The organism is Aeromonas sp. MR7, assembly GCF_963899385.1.
Classification (GTDB): domain Bacteria; phylum Pseudomonadota; class Gammaproteobacteria; order Enterobacterales; family Aeromonadaceae; genus Aeromonas; species Aeromonas bestiarum.
Genome location: NZ_CAWQXH010000050.1, coordinates 24,962 through 45,262, shown reverse-complemented (window position 1 = coordinate 45,262; position 20,301 = coordinate 24,962). Strand labels below are relative to the sequence as shown.

24 protein-coding genes are annotated in these 20,301 nt (G+C 62.5%); 9 read left to right on the top strand and 15 right to left on the bottom strand.

The window, feature by feature from the left end; all coding sequences use genetic code 11:
- Positions 1-89 precede the first annotated feature (89 nt).
- Positions 90-368, bottom strand: coding sequence for a YfcL family protein (locus AACW87_RS19005; protein WP_042872229.1), 279 nt, complete (start codon positions 366-368; stop codon positions 90-92).
- A 123-nt stretch (positions 369-491) separates the two neighbouring features.
- Positions 492-1,607 (bottom strand): ATP-NAD kinase family protein, encoded by a 1,116-nt coding sequence (locus AACW87_RS19000; protein WP_241325820.1) that lies wholly within the window; start codon positions 1,605-1,607, stop codon positions 492-494.
- A gap of 108 nt (positions 1,608-1,715) precedes the next feature.
- On the opposite strand from AACW87_RS19000, the gene AACW87_RS18995 reads away from it, so the two are divergent.
- On the top strand, positions 1,716-2,447 hold the full coding sequence (locus AACW87_RS18995; protein ID WP_043136098.1) for a TerC family protein: 732 nt from the start codon (positions 1,716-1,718) through the stop codon (positions 2,445-2,447).
- Between the two features lie 59 nt (positions 2,448-2,506).
- Here AACW87_RS18995 and AACW87_RS18990 read toward each other — a convergent pair whose 3' ends face one another.
- The 12 genes from AACW87_RS18990 to pspA all read right to left on the bottom strand — a co-directional run bounded on the left by AACW87_RS18990 (position 2,507) and on the right by pspA (position 12,117).
- On the bottom strand, positions 2,507-2,995 hold the full coding sequence (locus AACW87_RS18990) for an OmpA family protein (protein WP_098983874.1): 489 nt from the start codon (positions 2,993-2,995) through the stop codon (positions 2,507-2,509).
- A gap of 2 nt (positions 2,996-2,997) precedes the next feature.
- Positions 2,998-4,266 carry a diguanylate cyclase domain-containing protein gene (locus AACW87_RS18985; RefSeq protein WP_241325819.1) on the bottom strand — a complete coding sequence of 423 codons (1,269 nt, stop codon included), beginning with the start codon at positions 4,264-4,266 and terminating at the stop codon, positions 2,998-3,000.
- Positions 4,263-4,811 carry a YfiR family protein gene (locus AACW87_RS18980; protein WP_241279066.1) on the bottom strand — a complete coding sequence of 183 codons (549 nt, stop codon included), beginning with the start codon at positions 4,809-4,811 and terminating at the stop codon, positions 4,263-4,265. The genes AACW87_RS18985 and AACW87_RS18980 overlap by 4 nt, the downstream gene beginning before the upstream one ends.
- Positions 4,812-5,011: 200 nt before the next feature.
- On the bottom strand, positions 5,012-6,559 hold the full coding sequence (gene tyrR, locus AACW87_RS18975; RefSeq protein ID WP_043136086.1) for a transcriptional regulator TyrR: 1,548 nt from the start codon (positions 6,557-6,559) through the stop codon (positions 5,012-5,014).
- Between the two features lie 134 nt (positions 6,560-6,693).
- Entirely contained in the window at positions 6,694-6,786 is a 93-nt protein-coding gene (locus tag AACW87_RS18970; protein WP_420866512.1) for a 4a-hydroxytetrahydrobiopterin dehydratase, read from the bottom strand.
- Between the two features lie 28 nt (positions 6,787-6,814).
- A complete protein-coding gene (locus AACW87_RS18965) occupies positions 6,815-7,153 on the bottom strand; it encodes a 4a-hydroxytetrahydrobiopterin dehydratase (RefSeq protein WP_277606826.1) in 339 nt (112 codons plus the stop codon).
- A 54-nt stretch (positions 7,154-7,207) separates the two neighbouring features.
- Entirely contained in the window at positions 7,208-8,002 is a 795-nt protein-coding gene (phhA, locus tag AACW87_RS18960) for a phenylalanine 4-monooxygenase (protein WP_241325818.1), read from the bottom strand.
- Between the two features lie 169 nt (positions 8,003-8,171).
- A complete protein-coding gene (locus AACW87_RS18955) occupies positions 8,172-9,215 on the bottom strand; it encodes a YcjF family protein (protein WP_241325817.1) in 1,044 nt (347 codons plus the stop codon).
- A gap of 65 nt (positions 9,216-9,280) precedes the next feature.
- Positions 9,281-10,687: a YcjX family protein gene (locus tag AACW87_RS18950; RefSeq protein WP_241325816.1), complete on the bottom strand. Its 1,407-nt coding sequence runs from the start codon at positions 10,685-10,687 to the stop codon at positions 9,281-9,283.
- A gap of 114 nt (positions 10,688-10,801) precedes the next feature.
- Positions 10,802-11,206: an envelope stress response membrane protein PspC gene (gene pspC / locus AACW87_RS18945; protein ID WP_241325815.1), complete on the bottom strand. Its 405-nt coding sequence runs from the start codon at positions 11,204-11,206 to the stop codon at positions 10,802-10,804.
- Positions 11,203-11,439: an envelope stress response membrane protein PspB gene (gene pspB, locus AACW87_RS18940; RefSeq protein WP_042872204.1), complete on the bottom strand. Its 237-nt coding sequence runs from the start codon at positions 11,437-11,439 to the stop codon at positions 11,203-11,205. Before pspB ends, pspC begins: the two co-directional genes overlap by 4 nt.
- Before the next feature lie 3 nt (positions 11,440-11,442).
- Positions 11,443-12,117: a phage shock protein PspA gene (gene pspA, locus AACW87_RS18935; protein ID WP_042872202.1), complete on the bottom strand. Its 675-nt coding sequence runs from the start codon at positions 12,115-12,117 to the stop codon at positions 11,443-11,445.
- Positions 12,118-12,312: 195 nt separating this feature from the next.
- On the opposite strand from pspA, the gene pspF reads away from it, so the two are divergent.
- The 8 genes from pspF (at position 12,313) to AACW87_RS18895 (ending at position 19,208) form a co-directional block, all read left to right on the top strand.
- Positions 12,313-13,344 carry a phage shock protein operon transcriptional activator gene (pspF, locus tag AACW87_RS18930; protein ID WP_241325814.1) on the top strand — a complete coding sequence of 344 codons (1,032 nt, stop codon included), beginning with the start codon at positions 12,313-12,315 and terminating at the stop codon, positions 13,342-13,344.
- 199 nt (positions 13,345-13,543) lie between these two features.
- Positions 13,544-15,139 carry an ABC transporter substrate-binding protein SapA gene (sapA, locus tag AACW87_RS18925; RefSeq protein WP_172955437.1) on the top strand — a complete coding sequence of 532 codons (1,596 nt, stop codon included), beginning with the start codon at positions 13,544-13,546 and terminating at the stop codon, positions 15,137-15,139.
- 2 nt (positions 15,140-15,141) lie between these two features.
- Positions 15,142-16,101, top strand: a complete 960-nt coding sequence (locus tag AACW87_RS18920) for an ABC transporter permease (protein ID WP_043556854.1) — start codon at positions 15,142-15,144, stop codon at positions 16,099-16,101.
- A gap of 35 nt (positions 16,102-16,136) precedes the next feature.
- Entirely contained in the window at positions 16,137-17,030 is an 894-nt protein-coding gene (locus AACW87_RS18915; RefSeq protein WP_043556853.1) for an ABC transporter permease subunit, read from the top strand.
- Positions 17,030-17,158: a hypothetical protein gene (locus AACW87_RS18910; protein ID WP_274454113.1), complete on the top strand. Its 129-nt coding sequence runs from the start codon at positions 17,030-17,032 to the stop codon at positions 17,156-17,158. The genes AACW87_RS18915 and AACW87_RS18910 overlap by 1 nt, the downstream gene beginning before the upstream one ends.
- The gene (locus AACW87_RS18905) at positions 17,158-17,286 is read left to right on the top strand and encodes a hypothetical protein (RefSeq protein ID WP_274454113.1); all 129 of its coding nucleotides are present in this window, start codon (positions 17,158-17,160) and stop codon (positions 17,284-17,286) included. The genes AACW87_RS18910 and AACW87_RS18905 overlap by 1 nt, the downstream gene beginning before the upstream one ends.
- Positions 17,287-17,368: 82 nt before the next feature.
- Positions 17,369-18,367: a peptide ABC transporter ATP-binding protein gene (locus AACW87_RS18900; RefSeq protein WP_043136052.1), complete on the top strand. Its 999-nt coding sequence runs from the start codon at positions 17,369-17,371 to the stop codon at positions 18,365-18,367.
- 55 nt (positions 18,368-18,422) lie between these two features.
- The gene (locus tag AACW87_RS18895) at positions 18,423-19,208 is read left to right on the top strand and encodes a peptide ABC transporter ATP-binding protein (RefSeq protein WP_043556852.1); all 786 of its coding nucleotides are present in this window, start codon (positions 18,423-18,425) and stop codon (positions 19,206-19,208) included.
- Positions 19,209-19,359: 151 nt separating this feature from the next.
- Here AACW87_RS18895 and miaE read toward each other — a convergent pair whose 3' ends face one another.
- Positions 19,360-20,118 (bottom strand): tRNA isopentenyl-2-thiomethyl-A-37 hydroxylase MiaE, encoded by a 759-nt coding sequence (gene miaE / locus AACW87_RS18890; protein WP_241325813.1) that lies wholly within the window; start codon positions 20,116-20,118, stop codon positions 19,360-19,362.
- Positions 20,119-20,301 lie beyond the last annotated feature (183 nt).

Here is a 20,301-nt window from a genome sequence, read left to right as displayed (position 1 = left end):
CCCTGAAACAAAAGGCGAAACTTATTATTAACCTTTCACTAACTTCAGGGAAGAATAAACTCAAACTTCTGTTTGAAATGTGTATCCGATCAAGCTTCTGCTTGTTGCTGCAAACGAATCCACATTGCCTGTACCAGCTTCTCATCTTCTTCGGAGAGCTCACCCTCCAGAATGGCCTCGTTCAGGCTGCGCAGCACATAGCTCTTCACATCCCGCACCAGGTTCTTGCCCTCCAGCTCGGCGCGCGCCACCGCCAGCGAGATGTGACCGCGCAGATACCCTCCCGCAAACAGCTCATCTTCGGTCGCCGTGGCCACCATGCTGTCTATCAGTCCCAACAACTTGTGCTCAAAATCATGAATCGTCATGTAACGCAGCCTCATTTTCAGAGTGGCTGGCAAAAAATTGCCGGCAAAATAATTCGGGGGAGTGGAACCGCGATCCGGTTGATCACGGCTCTCTGGCGCCAGGCCAGCCGCATCCTTGATGCCCTATTCCGGGTTGGCCACCGGGTAGATGACCTGATCCTTGTATCCCGTGGTTATACGCAGATAACCACTTAACGACCGGTTCAGTGCCGGGTCATCGGTGTCCACCAGCAGTGGCCTGCCCGCGAGGGCCGCCAACTTGGCCTTGGTGGCCAGGACCTGGATCTGGTCCCGCCCGACAGCCCGGATCACCTCTGGACTCAATTGCTGATTTCCGCGCCCGAACAGATGTCCCTGTCCGCCGATCAGGGTAATGATCAGCCGGCAGTGACGACCGCGGATCCGAGTCAGGATCTCGGCGGCGGACAGATCCTGCCCGATAAGCCGGCCGTTTTCCACCAGATCCACACCGAGCAAGGTATTTTCCAGGCCTAGCTCTGCCATGCAGGCGGCGACCGTGCTGCCCGACCCCATCAGGTAGAGGGTGTCGGGCTCCATCTGCTCGACCACACCGGCGGCGAGATCCGCCAGCACCAGCTCCTCGGACTCCCGCCCTCCCTGCTTGACCGCCTGCACATAGCGCAGATCGCCGGGCACCAGCATCTGGCCGTAATGGCGAGCCCGCACCTTGCCAGCCCGAAACGCCTCCTCGTCTATGTCCATCACCTCGGCATCCACCAGGCTCAGCAATTCGCCGGCGATCATCCGCGCCACCACCCGACCGCTGGCGGCCGGGGTGACGCCATACACGCCGGAGTGGATCTTGCAGCCCGCCGGGATGCCGAGCACATGGCACGACTCCCCCACTGCCGCGCAGATGTCACGCGCCGTGCCATCGCCACCGGCGAACAGCAACAGGTCGACGCCCGCCTCGCGCATCCGCTCGGCGGCGGCGCGGGTATCGGCCGCCGTGGTGGTGCCGGCGGTGGGCCGATAGACGATACGGCAAGGCAGCTGGAGCGATTTCGCGAGATCGGCACCCATTTCGCCTGCGACCGTCAGCAACTCGAATGAGTCGGCGAGATCGCACAGGGGCAGCAGGGCTTGCCGTGCCCGCTCCTGCGCTCTGGGCACGGCGCCCAGCGCCAGCGCCTCGGCGACCACGCCATCGCTGCCCTTGAGACCGACCGCGCCGCCAATGCCGGCAACCGGGTTAATGATGAGTCCTAAACGAAACATAGATTTCTCCCTCAAATCGCCCGCCATTTTATCTTTTCAAGGCGCTGGGACAAGCCATGTTGCGCCTGCTAGAATGCGCTGCTTCAATTTTTTAACCAAGGTTCAATCATGCTGGAATGGGTTCTTGATCCCTCTGCCTGGGTTGCGCTCGCGACCCTGACCCTGCTCGAAATCGTGCTGGGCATAGACAACATTATCTTTATCTCCATCCTGGTCGCCCGCCTGCCGGAAGCGCAACGCCAGAAGGCGCGGATCCTGGGTCTGGGCCTCGCCATGGGCACCCGCATCCTGCTGCTGCTGTCGCTCGCCTGGGTGATGCGCCTGACCGAGCCGCTGTTCACCGTGCTGGGTGAGGCCATCTCGGGTCGCGATCTCATCCTGTTGCTGGGGGGCCTGTTCCTCATCGGCAAGAGTGCCCACGAGATCCACGCCACTCTGGAAGGGGCGGCGGAGCCAGAAGGCTCAATCGCGGTTGCGTCCGGCTTCGTCAGCACCCTGATCCAGATCGCCATCCTCGACATCGTCTTCAGCCTGGATTCTGTCATCACAGCCGTGGGCATGGCGGATCACGTGCCCGTCATGGTGCTGGCCATCATGATCGCCGTCTTCATCATGATGTTCGCCGCCAAGGCCATAGGTGACTTCGTCGATCATCACCCCACCATCAAGATGCTGGCCCTCTCCTTCCTCACCCTGGTCGGCTTCGCGCTGATGGCCGAGGGCATGGATCTGCACATTCCGAAGGGTTACATCTACTTCGCCATGGCCTTCTCGCTGACGGTGGAGATGATCAACATCCGCCTGCGCAGTCACCACGACCGCGAGAAGCTCGAGCAGTAAATGCCAGAGCCACAAAAAAGAGCGCCATCAGGCGCTCTTTTTTTATCCACACAACCGGCTTATTCGTTGCTTATGACGATGGCAACACGGCGGTTCTCGGCCCGCCCGGCAGCGGTCTTGTTGTCTGCCACCGGATCCCGCTCACCGCGACCACGGATGTCCAGGTTGGCCGGCTGCATGCCGACCGACACCAGCACCTCGGCCACCGATTTCGCCCGTTTCAGGGAGAGCTGATCGTTGTAGAGCTCAGGCCCGTTGGAGTCGGTGTGACCGTCGATGCGCGCCTTGTTCAGGCCGACACCCAGCAAGGTCTTGCCCAGCTTTTCCACCAGAACACGGGTCTTGGGGTTGAGGGCCTCCACGTTGTTGGCAAACAGCACCCGGTTGGAGAAGTCCAGAGTCCAACCCTCATCGGTCAGGCGAAAGCCCTGCTCCTTGAGTACGGCGATCTGCTCTGCCGTCAAGCCGTGGGGGGCGCTTTGACAGCCCACCAGCACGCTCAACAACAGGCCGATCAGGCCGGTTTTCATCAGGACATGGATCTTCATTGTTATTTTTCCTCTGCAGAAACATCAAATTCCAGCTGGTCATGGAGTGCAAGCTCCCGACGCAGCCGCTTGGATTGGTACATGGCGTTGTCGGCCTGCTGCAACAGCTCGCCAGCGGTCAGCCCCTGCTCCGGATAGAGGGCCGTGCCTATGCTGATGGCCGCCACCAGCTGGCGACCATCCCCCAGCACCACGGGGTCGGCCATGGCCTGCTGGATGCGGGATACCACATCCTGCGCCTCACTCTCTTGCAACACAGGAGTCAACAGGATGGCGAACTCGTCTCCCCCCAGCCGACATACCAGATCCATCGGCCGAAGCTGATGTTGTACCCGTCTGGCCAAGGCGATAAGCACGTCATCCCCGGCGGCATGGCCCAGGGTATCGTTGATCTGCTTGAAGCGATCACAATCGAGGTAGAGCAGTGCGAAACGCTCTTCATGCAAGCGACCCGTGGTCACGGCTTGATCCAGACGAGCCTCAAAAAGAGCACGATTGGGCAGGCCGGTCAAGGCATCGTGGGTGGCCCGGTGCAGCAGGCTGGCGTTCTCCCGCCGCTGATGAGCCTGCCAGGCTTCCAGCTCGTCGAGCAGGGAGTTGAAGTCCTGACCGAGCTCATGCAGCTCGGCGATATGCGCCTCGGGGACCCGCATGGCCAGGATGCGTCGACGGCTGACACTGTGAGCCACCTGCGCCAGCTCCTTGAGTGGCACAGTGAGGGAGTTTTGCATCCAGCGCGCCACGTAGAGCGCCCCCAGCGCACTGAGGATGAGACAGACCAGCATGGCCAGCAGGGTTTGCAGCAGGAACAGCAGCAGATATTGGCCGTGGCCGACCAGATGGATGCGGGCTATCTCCACCCCGCCCCGCATCATGGGCTGATCGACCGGGCCCGGCAGTATGAGCCTGGCCAGATACTGCTCCAGCCCAGACCAGGGGGTGCTCATGGCCCGGCGCCAGCTGGCCAGCGGCTGACCCGTGGGCAGATAGATGCTGGCCTGCGCCACATCCTCATGGGTGACTATGGCTTGCAGCGCCTCCTTGGCGGCCTCTTCGTCATGGAACACCACGGCCGCTTCACTGGTGTAACTAATGGCGCGGGCCACCAGCTCCAGGTTGTGATCCGCGTAGAGGCGCAAGGCCAGCAGAGCGATACCGGTCAGCAGCACACCGGCCATACAGACAGCGGTCAGGGACGTCACCAGGTGGGTGCGTCCCAGACTCTGTCGCAAGGTGAGCCGCAGGGTCGGTGGACGAAAGAGCCCTATCATGGTGTCTCCTCATCCGCCTTGGCCAGCTTGAGCACGGCAGGATGCACCCGCACCCCGCTCCTGGCCAGGGCATCCAGATTGACCCGGAACCGCACGCGATCCAGCCCGACCCGCAGGCAGAACACGGCGTCGGCGACACACTCGGCGCTCTGCTCGCTGATGCTGAGAATGGGGTGTTCCCGCAGCCGCTGGAACAGGGACAGCCGCCGCTCCGGCGCCAATATCCCCAGGTAGAGCACGTCACAGCGCCGCCCCAGCGCCTCATCATCCACGTCGTAGCGATGGACGCTGACCGGCCGGCCATTGGCTTGCTGCTTGATGGAAAAGAGGGCGGTGGCATATTCGGTCGGCGCCGTGATGCACAGGCGCAGCTCAGCGGGCTCGGTCGGCCAGCGGGTATAGCTCAGAATGTCGAGGACCGTCTGGCGTACCTGCTCGGCACGCACCTCGGCAGAGGTGGGGAGAACAGGCTCGGTGGCGAGGGCCAGCGAACAGATCAGCGGCGTCAACCACGCCAGGATTCGAACCAGTGAAAGAGAGTGCATCGTGCCTGCGCTTATGCCCACGCCAGCGCCCGCGAAGGCCTGACGCCCAGGAAGGGTGAGCCGGATAGGAGTAGTATTGAGCTTATCAGCAGCATGACAAGGCACCGCCAACAGAACAAGCACATACGTCACTAAATGTCGCAACAATGGCAGGGGCCCACCCTGGTGTGAGCCCCAAGATCCTACCTGCATTCATCTACTTACTTCTTACTGATCCCGTATTCGCGCAACTTGTTGGCGATGGCGGTGTGCGACACCCCCAGCCGTTTGGCCAGCTGACGGGTGGAGGGGAAGGCCGGATAGAGCCGCTCCAGCAGCCGGCTCTCGAAGCGCTTCACCGCCTCGTCCAGGCCCCCTTCGAACCACTCGTCGATCAGCGGCATGGCATCGGCCGCCACCGGCAAGTCGACGTGCTCCGGCCCAATCTCGTCCCCTTCCAGCAAGGTCATGGCGCGGTAGAGGCAGTTGCGCAGCTGGCGCACGTTGCCGGGCCAGCGGTAGGCGGTCAGGTACTCGGCCATGTTGCGGGTAAAGCGCGGGCGCGGCCGCTGCAATTCGCTGGCGAAGCGGGAGACGAACTGCTGGGCCAGCGCCATGATGTCCGCCTTGCGCTCGCGCAGGGGCGGCAACGCCAGACTCAGCACGTTGAGGCGATAGTAGAGATCTTCGCGGAACTTGCCGTCGTGCACCAGATCCAGCAACTGCTTCTGGGTGGTGCAGATGAAGCGCACATTGACCTTGACCTCCTGCTCGTCACCCACCCGGCGGAACACGCCATCCTGCAACACCCGCAGGAACTTGGTCTGCAGATGGGGGGACATGTCGCCGATCTCGTCCAGCATCAGGGTGCCACCGCTGGCCAGCTCCAGCACGCCGCGCTTGCCTTCGGTGTTGTTGCCAAAGGCACCGGGGGCGTAGCCAAACAGCTCGCTCTCGGCCACGTTGTCCGGCATGGCGGCGCAGTTGAGGGCCATGAAGGGGTGGCTGGAGCGCAGGCTGGCGCCGTGGCAGGCGCGGGCCAGCAGCTCCTTGCCTGTGCCGGTCTCGCCAACGATGAGCAGCGGCGCGTCCTGCATCGCCAGCTTGCTCGCCTCCGTCAGTACCTGCTTCATCTTCTGGCTCTCGGCCTGCAGGTGCTCGAAGCCCCCCACTTCCACCGCGTGCAGCGCGCTGAAGTGCATGCCGACCCGACGGGCGGATTTGAGAACCACCACGGCGCCGGCCAGGGCCTGACGGCCCTTCTCTTCGGCCACGAACAGCGGCATCAGGTCCGCCAGATACTCTTCGCCATTGAAGCTGAGCTTGCAGGTCTGCGGCTTGATCTCGCTCGCCTCCAGCCAGCGGCTGAAAGAGAAACCCTTGACCAGCGAACCGAGCGCCACGCCGCGTATCTCTTCCACCGGCAGGGCCAGGGTGGTGAGGGCGGACTGGTTGGCCTGGGTCACCTTGCCCTTGGCATCGAGGGAGAAGACCAGATCCGGCAGCGCCTTGAGCAGGGCCTCAATCTCGTGGTGCTCGCGCTCGGAGGGCATGTAGGGGATGGTCTTGACGTCATAGACGCCGGGAATGCGGCGGATCTCCGGCATCAGGTGCTGAAAATCACGAAACTCCAGCTCGGGAAAGTTGAGATAGATGATGCCTGAGGTATCGATTTCGATGCCGCGCAGATCGATGTTGTGCTCCACCAGACGGTCGAGCAGTTCCCGGGTCAGGCCCAGGCGGTCTTCACAGCTGACTTCAAGACGCATTCGGGACACACTTCCTAGCTAACTCTATGAATGACCGGATAATACAGACTCGATCCCGCCAGTGCGAGCGCCAGCCCATAAAAATGCGGGCCCGCCCCACTTTCGCCGGACAGGCCCGAGTCATCTTCTGGCGTTTATTTGATCAACTGATCGGTACGCGCCGCCATGATAAAGTCGTTGCGATGCAAGCCGCCTATCTTGTGGGTCCACCAGCTGACGGTCACCATATCGCCCACTCGGTGAGTGATGGCGTCTTCACTTCAGCAGCTCATCCGTACGCGCCGCCATGATAAAGTCGTTGCGATGCAAGCCGCCTATCTTGTGGGTCCACCAGCTGACGGTCACCTTGCCCCACTCGGTCAGAATGGCGGGGTGATGGAATTCCGCCTCCGCCAGCTCGCCCAGGCGGTTGGTGAAGGCCAGCGCCTCCTTGAAGTTGCGAAAGGTGAATTCGCGCCTCAGCTGCAGCTCCCCTTTCACCACCAGCGGCTGCCAGTCGGGGATAAGCTGCATCAGCTCGGCGAGTTCCTGTTCGCTCACCTTGGGGGCATCGGCGCGGCACGCTTCACACTGCTGGCTGGCCAGTTCGGACATGGGTTTCTCCTTGTTCATCAATGGGGATCGGATAACGAAATAGGTCTGTTCAATTCAGCTCGCCTGTTTGCCGCCGGCGGGGGCAAAGCGGGGCGGACGCAACCCCAGCCGGCGGGCATCGGACACCATGGCCATGATGTCCTGCTCCGCCAGACGGTAGAGATCGGCCAGCTCGGGCAGCACGAAATAGGTGGGCTGCATGATGTCGATGCGATACGGGGTGCGCAGCACTTCTATGGGGTCGAAGGGTTGCAGCACCGGCTGACCGCCGAGGGCATAGGCGGTCTCGCCGATGGAGGAGAGAATGCCGCCGCCGTAGATGCGCAGCCCGGCAGGGGTATTGAGCAGGCCAAACTCCACGGTGAACCAGTAGAGCCGCGCCAGAAAGACGCGATCCTCCTTGCCCGCCTGCAGGCCGAGCTGGCCATAGACATGGGTGAAGTGAGCAAAAGCCGGGTTGGTCAGCATGGCGCAGTGGCCGAAGATCTCGTGAAAAATGTCGGGCTCTTGCAGATAGTCGAGCTCGTCCCGGCGGCGAATGAAGGTGGCCACTGGAAACTGGCGGTTGGCCAGCAGGGCAAAGAAGCGATCGAACGAGATAAGCGCAGGCACGGCGGCCACCGACCAGCCGGTGGCGGGTTGCAACACGGCGTTGATCTGGGCCAGCTGGGGGATGCGATCCAGGGGCAGATTGAGGCGGGTCAAGCCAGCCAGATAGTCGTCACACGCCTTGCCTTCCAGCGCCGCGAGCTGACGCTCGATCAGGATCTGCCAGGTGCCGTGCTCCTCATCCGTGTACTGGATGAGGCCCTGAGGGTCCGGCTGGTGTGCTGTGTAGAGACTTGCCATTAAGGGTTCCATCCTGTCTGCCCGCCCGGTAACCCAAGCAGCGGCGACTCACGTTTGACTGATGGGATCACTGTAACGGTTTGTCCCCTAAAAAAGCAGCCGACCCCTGGGTCGGCTGCGGTTGACAATTGTAAATAATTTGTGACAACCACAATCGAGGCCCGGCCCGTCACCCCTTGTTGAGATAGCCAGCCAGCTGGCCGATCAGCCGCTTGCGCAGCTCGCCGAGCCTGGGCTTCTCGTCCGCGCACCAGGGCAGCGGGCGGCACGCCTCCATGGTGCGCAACCCGAGTCTGGCGGTGAGCAGACCCGCCCCCACCCCTTGCGCGGCGCGGGCGGAGAGCTTGGCGGCGAACTCTGCCCCCAGCAGATCCATCCCCACCTCGGTCACCAGCTCGGTGGCCCCGGCATAGAGCATGTTGCGAAACACCTGCCGAATGAGGCGGATGCGGCTCCAGTAGCCGAGCTCGATGGCGTAGACGTCGGCGATGTCCTCGATCATCCGCAGGTTGCGCCACAGCATCAGCATCATGTCGACGGTGGCGAGCGGGCTCAGGGCCACCAGCACGGCGGCCTCCCCCGACCATTTGGCCACCCGCGCCTGGGCCAGCTTGTCCCGCTCGGTCAGCACCAGCTGACTGTAGAGGGTCAGCACTTCCCGATCGCTGTGACTCTCGTCGAGCTGGGACAGCCAATTGCGATACCCCTCCCGCCCCTTGTCGCCACTCTTCTCGGCGAGCGCCTCGCAAAAAGCCTGCCCCTGCCCGACGCCCTGACGGGCCAGCAGATCGTCGGCCCGGGAGCGCACATCCTGGCGCCGCTTGAGGGTGCGCAGCCGCAGCCACTCGCGCCCCACCACACCTGCCGTGCCCACGGCCACCAGACCGGAGGCCAGCAACCAGGCGCTGCCCCAGAGCGGGGTGGTGAGCAACTGGTCGTAGAGAAAGGCGCCATACTGGCCCAGCGACAACAGGCCAACCGCCCCCAGTCCCCAGCCAAGCAGCCGGTGCCGCCGGCGCGGCTTGATGGTGAGGGCGGGCTCCACCTCGGTGAATGCCTCCAGCTCGTCGAGGCGCTCGAAACTCGCCTCTTCCAGCCGCTGGGCAGGTGCAGGCGGTCGCTCGTCGCTGGCCACCGTCAAGGCGGGCTCCAGGATCACCTTGCCCTGCAGCGGGGCCGGTTCGGCCACCGTCGGTTTTCTCTGATCGTTCATCTTTTTGCTTGCTCCTCCACGCGGCCGTGCAGCTATGCCTTGCCTGCATTGCCGCACAGCCTGGGTTATTCGAGGTGATCCCCGAGCAGAAACTCCAGCGCCGCGTCGAGCCGGATATGGGGCAGCGCCTGATGGGCGCTCATGGGCAGGGGGCGAAACGCCTGAAAATCGAAGCCCTGATTGTTCCACCATTGCGCGGGCGGGATATGGGGCGGCACCTCTCCCGGAAACAGCAGCAACGGCTCGCCGGCGAGGCTGGTACCACGGATGGCGGGAAACTCACGGCCATTGGCCACCCCCTTGCCCACCTCGGTCGCCTTGATGGCGGCGAGCGCCAGACACTCAGTGGTGATCCCCTCAAAGCGCGCCTGACCCCGACCGCTGCGCACCAGATGCTGGAGCAAAGAGACCAGGGGGCCGTGCTGCTCTGGGGTGACATGATCGGCCTTGCTCGCCACAAACAGCAGCTTGTCGATACGCGGCGAGAAGAGCCGGCGCCACCAGTTGCTCTTGCCATAGGCGAAGCTCTCCATGATGCGGGCGATGGCCTGCTGCATGTCGCCAAAACTGGCCGCGCCGGCGTTGAGGGGCTGCAGGCAGTCCACCAGTACTATCTGGCGATCGAACCCCGCAAAATGCTGCTCATAAAAGCCCTGTACCAGGTGTTGCTTGTACTGCTCGAAGCGCTGCTTGAGGGTGGCGTAGAGGGTGCCATCGGCGGGCTCGCCGGCAGGCATATCCCACACCCAGGGCACGAACTGCAGCAGGGGGGCGCCGGCATACTCCCCCGGCAGCACGAAGCGACCGGGCTGGATGAGGTGCAGCCCCAACTCCCGCTTGCAGGCGTGCAGGTAGTCGGTGTAGCGCTCGGCAAGCTGTGCGACCGGTCGCTCTTCAAAAGGCTGCATAGCCTGCCACTCCGGCGCCAGCCAGCCAGCGGCAAGCGCCTGCAGCTCGGGGCGGCGCAACTGGTCGCGCACCTGCTCGCTCCACTGCTCGTAACTGAGTTCCAGCAGCGGCAAGTCCAGCAGCCACTCCCCCGGGTAATCCACCAGATCCACATAGAGGGTGGAGATCTCCCCCAGGTGTTTGCGCAGGGGGTGGCGGGTGCGATAACGAATTTCGAGGCGCACCTCGGCCACCCCGCGGGTGGGCTCGGGCCAGGCGGGCGGGTCGCCGAACAGGGCGTCGAGGCCACGCTCGTAGGCAAAGGTGGGAATATGGGCGTTTTGCTGTGGCACCCGGCGGGCGCCGAGAATGCGCCCCTGACGCAGGGCATCCCACAAGGGCAAACGGCCATCGATGGCCGCGTGTTCAAGCTGGTTCACCAGCGCCGTGATAAAGGCTGTCTTGCCACTGCGGGAGAGGCCGGTCACCGCCAGCCGCAGATGGCGATCCCGTACCCGGTTCACCACGTCTGTGGCCCTGTGCTGCAAGAGCGACCACTTTTGTTCCAGTGTGTTGCGTATCAAGGCTTGTTCAATCCCTCAATTCGATCGTCGGTTTCAGGTGTGCCCGCCATGTCGGGTCTTGGGATCCCGTTCAAGAGAGGGGCCTCGCTCAATCGGCGAGGCCCGGGCCAGAGGTCACAGCTTGCTGAACTCCCGCTGCAGGGTGAACTCCTTGGAGGTCACCAGCTTCTCGATGCGCTGCAATCTCGGCTCCAGGGTATCTAGCTCCTGTGCGATGCGGCCCAGCGCCTGATGAGGGGTGACGCCAGCCTGCCAACTGCGCGCCTTCATCCGCACATCGGCAAACTCTCCCTCTTCGTTTTCATAGAGAGTGACCGGCCGCTTGTCGAGCAGAAACCAGGCGGCAATATAAGCGGTGAAGGTAATGAAGCCGGCGAAGATGAGGCCGCTGATGGCCAGCAACCGCACTATCCAGGTCTCCACCCCGAAGTAGTCGGCAAGGCCGGCGCAGACGCCCGCTATCTTTCCACGCTGAGGGTCGCGATAGAGATTGCGCCCCTCCCGATTCGATGGACTCATACCTTGTTCCTCCAGCCCGGCACTTCCGCGTCCAGAATGGACTCCAGCGCCCCAACCCGCTCCTGCATCTTCTCGGCCCGCACCAGCAGTCCTTGCAACTGTTCCCGCTCGCTATCGGCCAGGCCGACGCCTATCCGCCCCTTGGCTCTGTAGTGCAGCACCAGCCAGATGGGTGCCACCACCACCATGAAAACCACCATGGGGACCATCAATACGCCCAGCAGATCTTCCATCTATTACTCTCCCTGTTTGCCTTCGCCCTGGCCCAGCTTCTGGCGCATGGCCTCGAGCTCTTTGCTTATCTGATCGTCGACTTCCAGCTCGGCAAACTGCTGGGCCAGTGCCTTGTCGGACTGCCCCAGATCGGCGCGGGCCTCCATCTCGTCGATGCGGCGCTCCATGCGCTCGAACTTGCTGACTACCGCCTGACTGTCGCCGCGGGCGACCTGACTCTGCACGTTGAGGCGGCTGCTGGCCGCTTCGGTGCGAATGGCCATCGCCTTTTGACGGCTACGGGCATCTTCCAGCTTGGCTTCCAGCTGACGTATTTCGTCACCCAGCTTGTCGATGCCGCTGTCCACCGCCTGCTGCTCGCGATAGAGCGTCTCGGCCAGCTCGGTCTGCTTCTTCTTCTCGATAAGAGCCGCACGGGCCAGATCTTCACGGCCCTTGGCCAGCGCCAGTTCGGCCTTGCCCTGCCACTCGTCAACCCGCTCCTGATGGCGGTTGACCTGACGGCCAATCTCTTTCTGGCTGGCGAGGAAGCGGGCCAGATTGGAGCGCTCCTTCACCAGTTCGTCTTCCATCTCCTGGATGATCAGGCGCACCATCTTCTGGGGATCTTCTGCCTTGTCGAGCAGGGCCGTCAGGTTGGAATTGATGATGTCGGCCAGACGGGAAAAAATACTCATGATAGAACTCCTGTGGTTGGCATGCGTTGTTTCTCCATTGACAATGGCAACTTGTGTGCCAATCTGGAACAGAATTTAACTTGTTGATTTATATGGGGCTCATGCGTCGAGTTTCAAGACGTCCCACACAAATGATGATAAGAATCACCAACTTTTGGTAAGATTGACCAGCTTTTACAACGGACAGGGATCACTATGACCACGGCCACGGAAAGCCTGTTGGGGGAATCCAACGCATTTCTCGAGATCATTGAGCAGGCCTCACGGCTCGCCCCGCTGCGCAAACCCGTGCTGATCATCGGCGAGCGCGGGACCGGCAAGGAGCTGATCGCCCATCGCCTACATTATCTCTCGGCGCGCTGGGATCAAAGCTTTGTCACCATCAACTGCGCCACCCTGAGCGAGAGCCTGCTGGAGACAGAGCTGTTTGGTCACGAGGCGGGATCCTTCACCGGCGCCGCCAAGCGCCATCAGGGCCGCTTCGAGCGCGCCGATGGCGGCACCCTCTTCCTCGACGAGCTGGCCACCACCAGCGCCCGGGTACAGGAGAAGTTGCTGCGGGTCATCGAATACGGCGAGTTTGAGCGGGTGGGCGGGGCCAAGGCCCTCAAGGTGGATGTGCGGCTGGTGTGCGCCACCAACGAGGATCTGCCGGCGCTGGCCGACAGAGGGGACTTTCGCCACGACCTGCTGGACAGGCTGGCCTTCGATGTCATTACCCTGCCCCCCTTGCGGGAGCGGCGGGAGGATATCTTGATGCTGGCAGAGCATTTTGCCCACAGCATGACCCGGGAGCTGGGTTATCCGCTGTTTGCCGGTTTCTCGCGCAAGGCGACCCAGTTGCTGCAAGATTACCCCTGGCCCGGCAACGTGCGGGAGCTGAAAAACGTGGTGGAGCGCAGCATCTATCGCCAGGGCAACCCCCAGTTGCCGCTGTCCGAGCTGGTGCTCAATCCGTTCGACTCCCCCTGGCGCCCCCGTCCCCGGGCAAGTCTGGCCGCGACCCTAGATGAGCCCACCCAGCTGACCACCCCGGCCCCTCCCGCCCTGCCGCTGGATCTCAAACACGCGGTGGCGGAGTACGAGATAAATTTACTCAAGCAAGCCATGCAGCAATCCCAGTATAATCAGCGCAAAGCCGCTCAATTGCTGGCCCTGAGCTATCACCAGTTTCGCGGCATGCTGCGCAAATACCAGTTGCTGGACAGTGACAACGATGCAGATTAATGCCCGGAGCAGGCCGATGCCGGCTCAGGTGCCGGCCCTGAGCTATCGCCCGTTTCGCGGCAGGCTGCGCCAATACCGGTTGCTGGACAGTGACAACGATGCAGATTAATACCCGGGGCAGCCAGTTTCAGGCCGACTCCCGCAACTCGTCAGCCTTGGCGCTGGCACATTCGTATAAAAACATGGTTCTACAATGAGAATGTTCAAACCCTTGCTGCTTGGATTGCTGGTGCTGGTTACCGGTTGTCAGAAACAGGACGACGCTTCCAGGACGGGTCTCATCTATTGTGCGGAAGGCTCGCCCCAGACCTTCAATCCCCAGGTGTCCAACTCAGGGGTGACCCTGGATGCCAGCTCGCGCCCGCTCTACGATCGCCTGCTGGAGGTGAACCCCAACACCCTGGCGCTGGAGGGGGGACTCGCCACCCGCTGGACCCTGAGCGAGGATGGCCTCTTCTACACCCTGACCCTGCGCAAGGGCGTGACCTTTCATCACACCTCCTGGTTCAACCCCTCGCGCACCTTCAACGCCGATGACGTGCTGTTCACCTGGCAGCGCCTGCTGGACAAGCAGCACCCCTATCACGACGTCTCCGGCGGCGAGTATCCCTATTTCTACAGCCTGGGACTGGATCAGCTGATCAAGCGGGTCTACAAGAAGGGGCCAGAGCAGGTGGTGTTCGAGCTGAATCGACCGGATGCCTCCTTCCTCGCCACCCTGGCCAGCGACTACGCCATAGTGCTCTCCGCCGAATACGCCGGCCAGCTGCAAAAAGCCGGCACCCCGGCCCTGCTCGACAGCCGTCCCATCGGCACGGGCCCGTTCAGCTTCAAGGAGTATCGCCACAACGAGTACGTGCGCTACTTGCGCCATCCCGGTTACTGGGGCGGCGAGGCCAAGATAGAGCAGCTCATCTACGACATCACCCCCAAGTCCTCCAAGCGGCTCGCCAAGCTGCTGACCGGCGAGTGCGACGTGATGAGCACCCCGTCCGCCAGCCAGCTGTCGGTGATCGACACGGATCCGGATCTCAGCCTGTCGGTGCAGTCCGGCATGAACGTCGCCTTCCTGGCCCTCAACACTCGCAAGCCGCCGTTCAACAAGGTACAGGTGCGTCAGGCCATCGCCAGCGCCATCAACATAGACAACCTGCTGCAGGCGGTCTATTTCGAGACGGGCCAGGCCGCCAACAGCCTGCTGCCGCCCCTCTCCTGGGGCTACAATCCCTCCCTGCCGATGCGCCAGCCTGATCTGAAGCGGGCGCGCCAGCTGCTCAAGGAGGCGGGGTTCGAGCAGGGATTCGAGATGCAGGTGCTGGTGCAGCCAGGTTCACGCCCCTACAACCCGGATGCCCTCAAGACAGCCCAGCTGATGCGAAACGATCTGGCCAGGATAGGCATCAAGCTGAACATAGTGCAGCAGGAGTGGCCCGTCATCGAGGCCCGCCTCGCTCAGGGCCAATATGACAGCCTGCTCTCTGGCTGGATTGCCGACAACGCCGATCCTGACAACTTCTTTCGCCAACTGCTGAGCTGCGCCGCCGTCGAGCGGGGCAACAACTACAGCCGCTGGTGCAGCCCGGCCTTCGATCAGCTGCTGGATGATGCGGTCACCACGCCCCAGCTGGCGTTCCGGCTGCGCAACTACTATTACGCCCAGAGCCTGCTCAACGAGCAGGTGCCGCTCATCCCGCTGGCCCATGCCCTGCGCACCCAGGTCAGTCGCAGCGACATTCAGGGGCTCTCCCTGATGCCCTTTGGCGGCACCGTCTTCAACCAAGCCCACAGGGAGTAAGCATGTTTCTCTATATACTGCGTCGCATCAACCTGCTGCTCATTACCCTGCTGGCGCTGACCTTCGTCGCCTACCTGCTGGACTTTCGTCTCATCGGTCAGCAGGCCAGCTTTTGGAGCGGTTATCCCGATTTCCTGCGCCGCATTCTGGATGGGGATCTCGGGCTCTCCAGCGTCTCGGGCCTGCCGGTGCTGGAGGAGATCCGCCACTACTTCCCGGCCACCCTGATCCTCTGCATGGCCGCCTTTGCCATCTCGCTGCTGGTGGGCATTCCGCTCGGCACCCTGGCGGCGCTCTATCAGGGCAAGCCGCTGGATCTCTCCATCATGACCGCCGGCCTCATCGGTTATGCGGTGCCCGTCTTCTGGCTGGCGCTGCTGGTGGTGATGTTCTTCTCGCTGGATCTGGGCTGGCTGCCCGCCTCTGGCCAGATCAGCCTGCTCTATGACGTGCCCTCCATCACCGGCATAGCCGTGTTCGACGTGCTGATGAGCCACGAGCCATGGCGCCAGGCGGCGCTGCACGATGCCCTGCGCCACCTGATCCTGCCCTCCCTGGTGCTGGCTGTGGTGCCCACCACAGAGGTGATCCGCCACGTGCGCAGTTCGCTGATCGACGTGATGAAGCAGAACTACATCAAGGCCGCGGCCAGCCGTGGCCTCTCTCGCCGCCAGATCGTCTGGCGCCATGGCCTCAAGAACGCCCTGCCGCCGGTACTGCCGCTGCTCGGCCTGCAGCTGGGCAGCGTGCTCACCTCCGCCATGATCACCGAGGTAGTGTTCGAGTGGCACGGGATCGGCCGCTGGCTCATCAACAGCATTGCCCTGCAGGACTACGCCGCCATCCGGGGGGCCACCCTGGTGGTCGCCGGCTTCGTCATCTTCATCAGCGTCAGCACCGAGCTGCTCACCACCCTCATCTATCCGGCGCGGCGCAAAGAACTCTATGCAAAACAAGACTGAACGTGCTCATGGCATGACCTGGAGCCAGGAATCCTATGCAAGACAAGAATAATCTCTACCCCGAGCTCAAGATCCTCTCCCCGCTGGAGCAGACCTGGGCCTCCTATCGCCGCAATCCGCTGGCCATGGGCGGACTCTGGTGCTTCGTGATCCTGCTGCTCATTACCCTGTTCGGCCCCCTGGTGGTGCCCTACGGCATCGACGAGCAGCACAGCGGCCGTCTGCTGCTGGCCCCCTCCTGGGCCAACAGCGGCAACATCGACTACTTCCTCGGCACCGACGATCTGGGCCGCGACATCCTCTCCCGTCTGGTGGCGGGGGCACGGCTCACCTTCGGCAACGCCCTGCTGGTGGTGATGATCGCCATGGTGGCCGGCACCGCCATCGGCATCCTGGGCGGCATGAGCAAGGGGCTGAAATCGAGCGTACTGCACCACCTGCTCGATACCCTGCTCTCCATCCCCTCCCTGCTGCTGGCCATCATCATGGTCGCCATCCTGGGGCCGGGCCTGTTCAATACCCTGATCGCCATCACGCTGGCGCTGATCCCTCCCTTCATCCGGGCGACCTACAACGCGGTCCATACCGAGATGCAGAAGGAGTACATCATCGCCAGCCGCCTCGACGGCTCGCCCCCCTTGCGGATCATGCGTCTGGCCATTTTGCCGAACATAGTGGAGACCCTGGTCGCCCAGACCACCCGCACCCTGTCGGCGGCCATTCTCGATATCTCGGCGGTGGGTTTTCTCGGCCTCGGCGCCCAGTCTCCCCAGCCGGAATGGGGCGCCATGCTGGCCGACTCGAGCGATCTCATCTATCTCGCCCCCTGGACAGTGACCCTGCCAGGCATGGCCATACTGTTCAGCGTGCTGGTCACCAATTTAGTGGGTGAAGGCATTCGCGAAGCACTCAAAGAGGGGAACGATTGATGCAGCGCTCTCTGCCCAAGATTGACATGTTCACCCTTGGCCCCTGTCCATTCCTGTACGGCGTGCTGGTCAACCCATCGCTGGTGGGTGAAGGCATTCGCGAAGCACTCAAAGAGGGGAACGATTGATGCAGCGCTCTCTGCCGAAGATTGACATGTTCACCCTTGGCCCCTGTCCATTCCTGTACGGCGTGCTGGTCAACCCATCGCTGGTGGGTGAAGGCATTCGCGAAGCACTCAAAGAGGGGAACGATTGATGATCTTGTTGCTCTATACCATCAAGGACGGCATATCCCCGATGCAGCACGCCGTGCCACACCCTCATGAGGAGCGCAACTGATGCCCTTGCTCGATATTCGCAACCTCACCATCGAGATCGACACGCCCCAGGGCAAGGTCAAGGCGGTGGACAGGGTGAGCCTGACCCTGACCGAGGGGGAGATCCGCGGCCTGGTGGGTGAGTCGGGCTCCGGCAAGAGCCTGGTTGCCAAGGTGATCGTCGGCATCCAGAAGGACAACTGGACTGTGCGTGCCGACCGGATGCGCTTCAACGACATGGATCTGCTGACCATGGCCCCCAAGGAGCGACGCCGGATCATGGGTCGCGAGATCGCCATGATCTTCCAGGACCCCATCAGCTGTCTGGACCCTTCCGAAGAGATAGGTACCCAGCTGGAAGAGGCGATCCCGACCGATTCGTTCGAGGGCCAGTTCTGGCAGCGTTTCCAGTGGCGCAAGAAGAAGGCCATCGCCCTGCTGCACAGAGTCGGCGTCAAGGATCACCGCAAGGTGATGCGCGCCTATCCCCACGAGCTGTCGGACGGCATGTGCCAGAAGGTGATGATCGCCATGGCCATTGCCAACAAGCCGCGTCTGCTGGTCGCCGATGAACCCACCAGCGCCATGGAGTCCACCACCCACTCCCAGATCCTGCGGCTGCTGGACAAGATGAACAAGCTGGGCAACACCACCATCCTCATCATCAGCAACGACATAGCGGCCATCGCCAACCTGACCGACACCATCAACGTGATGTACTGTGGCCAGATGGTGGAGGTGGGCACCCGGGAGCAGATCCTGACCTCGCCCCATCACCCCTATACAGATGCCCTGCTCAAGTCCATTCCCGATTTTGACAAGCTGGTGCGCCACAAGTCGCGGCTCGAGACCCTGCCCGGGGTGATACCGCCGCTGCAGCACCTGCCCATTGGTTGCCGGCTCGGCCCCCGCTGTCCCTATGCCCAGAAGCAGTGCGTACAGACGCCGCTGATGAGCAAGGTCAAGGGTCACCAGTTCAGCTGCCACTTCCCGCTGAACATGGAAGAGCCGAAGAAATGAATCCAAGACGTTATCAGCCCGTGGCCGCATGCTCTGCCACCAAGGAGCCAGGACAGTGATCGAACCCTCCCTGCTGCAGGTCAGGGGCCTGTGCAAGACCTACCAGAACCGCACCGGCCTGTTTCGGCGTCAGGCGGTCGAAGCCATCAAGCCGCTCTCGTTTGACCTTGAGGTCGGCCAGACCCTGGCCATCGTCGGCGAGGCCGGCTCCGGCAAGAGCACGCTGGCGCGGATCCTGGCGGGCATGATAGAGCCGAGCGGTGGCGATATCGCCATCGAGGGTCAGACCCTGATCCACGGCGATTATCAGACCCGCTGCAAGCTGCTGCGGATGATCTTCCAGGACCCCAACTCCTCACTCAATCGCAAGATCCGGGTCGGCCAGATCCTGGAGACGCCGCTGCGGCTCAACACCGAGATGAGCGACGAGGAGCGTCACGACAAGGTGGTGCAGACTCTGCGCATGGTGGGCATGCTGCCGGATCACGCCCTCTTCTATCCGCAGATGCTCTCCGCCGGTCAGCAGCAACGGGTGGCGCTGGCACGGGCGCTCATTCTCAACCCCAAAATAGTGGTAGCCGACGAGGCACTCTCCACCCTGGACATCTCGGTGCGCTCCCAGATCATCAACCTGCTGCTGGAGATGCAGGAGACCATGGGGCTGAGCTATGTGCTGGTGGCCAACGATCTGGGGGTGGTGAGCCACATCAGTGACGAGGTGCTGGTGATGCACGAAGGACGGGTGGTGGAACGTGGCAAGACCCTCAAGGTGTTTGCCGATCCCCAGCATGAGGTGACTCGCCGTCTGATCCAGAACTACAACAACGAATATCGCCGCTGATCCCCGGGCCGGTGCCGGCACCGGCCAACCCTCTTCGTCATCTGCTGGAAAAAGCGTAAAAAAATCCCGGCTCAGGGGCCGGGAATTGCGCTCAAAAGTGAATGCGTCGCTCGTAGTAGGAACATGGCCATGGTAGGCAGAGCCTCTTGCGTCAACAACTGTCAGATCTGACAGGCAGCCCGCTATGGAACCTGAACTGCGGATCCGGCGAGCGGATAAGCTCGGCTTCGAGTTTGCCAAAATAAGCCACCCGCTCGCTGATATCCTCCCCCGCGTATTGCTCGGCCAGCGCCAGATAGTCCTGGTAGTGGCGCGCCTCCGAGCGCAGCAGGGAGACATAGAAGCGACCCAGCTCCTCGTCCAGATGAGGCGCCAGCTTGGCAAAGCGCTCGCAGGAGCGCGCCTCTATGTAGGCACCGATGATCAGCTTGTCGACGATGGTGGCCGGCTCGTGGGTGCGTACATGCTGCATCAGATTGCGCGCATAGCGGGAGGCGGTCACGGGGCCATAGGGAATGCCGCGCGCAGCCATCAATTCCAGTACTTGCTCGAAGTGGTGCAGTTCCTCCTGGATGAGCCGCACCATGGGAAACAGCAGCGGGTTGCGGGCCAGCTCCTCGAACACGGTGCGACCGGACTCCCCCATGCTGCGCTTGCCCAGGATCTCCGCCTTCTCCGGGATGGCATCCAGCTCCCGATAAAATTCCAGCTTGGGCAACAGATGGCGCTTGCCCTTGGGCAGGCAGTAGCGCCGCACCAGGCTGTGGGCGGTAAGGGCGGCCTTGTTCTCGCAGTTGGCGTGATCGATGAGCAGGGTCGGCAACCAGGCGGGATCCCGCGCCATCTCCACCCAGGCATCCGGGGTCTCACACTGCAAAAACTGGCGCACGGGGGCTAGCAGGTCATCCATCTGAATTCTCGTCTGTTCTGGTTGATACGGCTGCGCGATTGGCGCGCGGCTGCCCATGCTAGCGGATCCCGCCGCCACTGCCCACACCCGGCGGTATAAGTGACTATTTTTAAAGCAGATAACAGCCCTGTCCCGTCGCCCGGACACGACAATGGGGGCCGGGGCCCCCATCTCATATCTGTC

Excerpts from the sequence above, each read along its gene's own strand:
- AACW87_RS19005 (WP_042872229.1), bottom strand. The coding sequence starts at position 368 with ATGACGATTCATGATTTTGAGCACAAGTTGTTGGGACTGATAGACAGC.
- AACW87_RS19000 (WP_241325820.1), bottom strand. The coding sequence starts at position 1,607 with ATGTTTCGTTTAGGACTCATCATTAACCCGGTTGCCGGCATTGGCGGC.
- AACW87_RS18995 (WP_043136098.1), top strand. The coding sequence starts at position 1,716 with ATGCTGGAATGGGTTCTTGATCCCTCTGCCTGGGTTGCGCTCGCGACC.
- AACW87_RS18990 (WP_098983874.1), bottom strand. The coding sequence starts at position 2,995 with ATGAAGATCCATGTCCTGATGAAAACCGGCCTGATCGGCCTGTTGTTG.
- AACW87_RS18985 (WP_241325819.1), bottom strand. The coding sequence starts at position 4,266 with ATGATAGGGCTCTTTCGTCCACCGACCCTGCGGCTCACCTTGCGACAG.
- AACW87_RS18980 (WP_241279066.1), bottom strand. The coding sequence starts at position 4,811 with ATGCACTCTCTTTCACTGGTTCGAATCCTGGCGTGGTTGACGCCGCTG.
- tyrR (WP_043136086.1), bottom strand. The coding sequence starts at position 6,559 with ATGCGTCTTGAAGTCAGCTGTGAAGACCGCCTGGGCCTGACCCGGGAA.
- AACW87_RS18970 (WP_420866512.1), bottom strand. The coding sequence starts at position 6,786 with ATGGTGACCGTCAGCTGGTGGACCCACAAGATAGGCGGCTTGCATCGC.
- AACW87_RS18965 (WP_277606826.1), bottom strand. The coding sequence starts at position 7,153 with ATGTCCGAACTGGCCAGCCAGCAGTGTGAAGCGTGCCGCGCCGATGCC.
- phhA (WP_241325818.1), bottom strand. The coding sequence starts at position 8,002 with ATGGCAAGTCTCTACACAGCACACCAGCCGGACCCTCAGGGCCTCATC.
- AACW87_RS18955 (WP_241325817.1), bottom strand. The coding sequence starts at position 9,215 with ATGAACGATCAGAGAAAACCGACGGTGGCCGAACCGGCCCCGCTGCAG.
- pspC (WP_241325815.1), bottom strand. The coding sequence starts at position 11,206 with ATGAGTCCATCGAATCGGGAGGGGCGCAATCTCTATCGCGACCCTCAG.
- pspB (WP_042872204.1), bottom strand. The coding sequence starts at position 11,439 with ATGGAAGATCTGCTGGGCGTATTGATGGTCCCCATGGTGGTTTTCATG.
- pspA (WP_042872202.1), bottom strand. The coding sequence starts at position 12,117 with ATGAGTATTTTTTCCCGTCTGGCCGACATCATCAATTCCAACCTGACG.
- pspF (WP_241325814.1), top strand. The coding sequence starts at position 12,313 with ATGACCACGGCCACGGAAAGCCTGTTGGGGGAATCCAACGCATTTCTC.
- sapA (WP_172955437.1), top strand. The coding sequence starts at position 13,544 with ATGTTCAAACCCTTGCTGCTTGGATTGCTGGTGCTGGTTACCGGTTGT.
- AACW87_RS18920 (WP_043556854.1), top strand. The coding sequence starts at position 15,142 with ATGTTTCTCTATATACTGCGTCGCATCAACCTGCTGCTCATTACCCTG.
- AACW87_RS18915 (WP_043556853.1), top strand. The coding sequence starts at position 16,137 with ATGCAAGACAAGAATAATCTCTACCCCGAGCTCAAGATCCTCTCCCCG.
- AACW87_RS18910 (WP_274454113.1), top strand. The coding sequence starts at position 17,030 with ATGCAGCGCTCTCTGCCCAAGATTGACATGTTCACCCTTGGCCCCTGT.
- AACW87_RS18905 (WP_274454113.1), top strand. The coding sequence starts at position 17,158 with ATGCAGCGCTCTCTGCCGAAGATTGACATGTTCACCCTTGGCCCCTGT.
- AACW87_RS18900 (WP_043136052.1), top strand. The coding sequence starts at position 17,369 with ATGCCCTTGCTCGATATTCGCAACCTCACCATCGAGATCGACACGCCC.
- miaE (WP_241325813.1), bottom strand. The coding sequence starts at position 20,118 with ATGGATGACCTGCTAGCCCCCGTGCGCCAGTTTTTGCAGTGTGAGACC.